At 60.3% G+C, this 1,837-nt stretch carries 3 protein-coding genes; all 3 read left to right on the forward strand.

Annotation, left to right across the window (positions count from 1 at the left end; translation table 11 throughout):
- Positions 1-245 (forward strand): hypothetical protein (locus tag BO74_RS21035; RefSeq protein ID WP_496445351.1); only part of this gene is annotated, 245 nt, incomplete at its 5' end.
- 28 nt (positions 246-273) lie between these two features.
- Entirely contained in the window at positions 274-1,182 is a 909-nt protein-coding gene (locus tag BO74_RS21040) for a DUF29 family protein (protein ID WP_496445353.1), read from the forward strand.
- Positions 1,183-1,249: 67 nt separating this feature from the next.
- On the forward strand, positions 1,250-1,690 hold the full coding sequence (locus BO74_RS21045) for a hypothetical protein (RefSeq protein WP_496445355.1): 441 nt from the start codon (positions 1,250-1,252) through the stop codon (positions 1,688-1,690).
- The last annotated feature ends 147 nt before the right edge of the window (positions 1,691-1,837 follow it).

The raw sequence follows: 1,837 nt of genomic DNA on the forward strand, positions 1-1,837 counted from the left end.
GTCATCCGGGTGGATGTGCCGCCCCGGAAACCACGTCTCCTGATTCTAGATGCGCCCGGCTGCGCGGGGCGCGACGGCTCGGCTTGACCCCCTCAACGATTGAGCACGGCGTCTGTGAATTGGAGGCGCAGGCGGCACTGAATTTCCGATGGGTCACGATCGGACAGGTGGACATTCGCGCCGAGCACCTCATTGCCGTAAGGGAGGCGAGGTCGCCAACGCCCGACCCGGCCGGACAACGGTGAACGAAAACAACGCCTGAAGGAACACTGCATGGATATCTCCTATAGCAACGCCGAGGACGTGCTCCGCCTCCGCTTCTCCGACGCCCCAGTCGCCAAAGACGTCGCCTACGGCGGGAATGTCAGCGTGGGCTACGACGCCAACGGCCAACTCGCCGAAATCACGCTCCTCGATCTGTCGAGCCTGCTTTCCCGAGAGGCCGAGGAGGATGAGGCAACGCTGGTCCTGACCGCGCGGGAATCGCTCCGGTTGGCCGACCTAACCGAGAATCCACCGCGACGGTCGACGAGCTTCCTGGCGGCCCGCGCCCGGTATCGCCTTCGCCTGCGGTCTGCCGAGCCGGCAATCGACGACGATGCCTACGCGTGGATAACCCGTCAGGTTGCTCTGTTGCGCGGCGGAGTGCTCAACGAACTACAGCGCGAACGGCTCGCCGAATTCTTCGAGCATCAAGCTGACGTACAGCGCCAGGACGTCGAGGCGCTGGTGCGTCGGCTGCTCGTCGATCGATGGACGTTCGACCACCTTGCACCCGATGGCCGCGTGGTCCAGCGACTGCGCGAGTTCCTGGTACGAGCCCGTGACGCCCTGCAGGCGTCCCCGTCGCTTCGGGAAGTGGTAACCGCCCGTCTTGAGGCCATCTGGTGCGAAGCCCGGATGGCGCTCAATCATTCGCTCCTGCTCGAAGAAGGCCGTGCGCCTGCAAAGCCTGGAAAATGCCCCTATGCCCTTGAGCAGTTGCTGGTCGATGTGGCCCCAAAGGAGCCTACAGGCGCCTGCGAATCCTGCGGCGGCGAACTGTCCGCGGGCATCATCGCGCACATTACGCCGGTCGGCGGAAACATCTTCCTCGACCTCGGATTTCCGCCGGACGAAGCAGAACGGTTGAAAGAGGAAAGTGATCGGCGTATTTCCAGCAAGAAAGGCGAAGTCGAATGAGGGTTTGTATGATCAGAATATGATTTTTGCAAATTCACGCGACCCTTTACTGGCATAAGGTTCAATCATGAATAAATATAAACGTCTTGTTCCCCGTTCGTTGCCACGCGCGCCGGACTTTGATTCCGTCACAGATTGCCCGGAAGACGTCGAGCGTCTGGTCGTTGTCGCGACGAACGCTGGTTATGAAGTTTCTCCGCAAGATGTCGCAGAGTTGTGGCGGAGGCATGCTGGCGAGATGTGCGCCAGCTGGTTTGCCGTCACCGGGAGTGATCAGGATGTTTTGGCAGTTCTTCTCCAGCATGCAGACGTTGTGGCTGACGAGGCGAATCGGCCTGAACCGCCCGATGGATACGCGACGTGGTTGGACTATGCGGTAGATACGATGGATACCCGATCGGAAGAAATAGAACGGCTTTCCCTCGACAGGCCGGCATCAAGACAGGCGATGCGCGATGCGGTTCGCGCGGAACTTGTAGCGCTGCGTTGGAAAGCGGAAGGCCTGTAGGCACCTCACTGTAGAGACAATACTGTGCTGCGTTCCCGTTACTCACAAGTCGCTATTGCTCCGGCCCGATGAAGTATTAAGCGGCATACTTGACGCGCCGGTCTTGGAAGTAACGGATGACGCGCTCGGGGTTTTGCTCCAGCTTCA

This window comes from Propionivibrio pelophilus DSM 12018 (assembly GCF_059569095.1).

Excerpts from the sequence above, each read along its gene's own strand:
- BO74_RS21040 (WP_496445353.1), top strand. The coding sequence starts at position 274 with ATGGATATCTCCTATAGCAACGCCGAGGACGTGCTCCGCCTCCGCTTC.
- BO74_RS21045 (WP_496445355.1), top strand. The coding sequence starts at position 1,250 with ATGAATAAATATAAACGTCTTGTTCCCCGTTCGTTGCCACGCGCGCCG.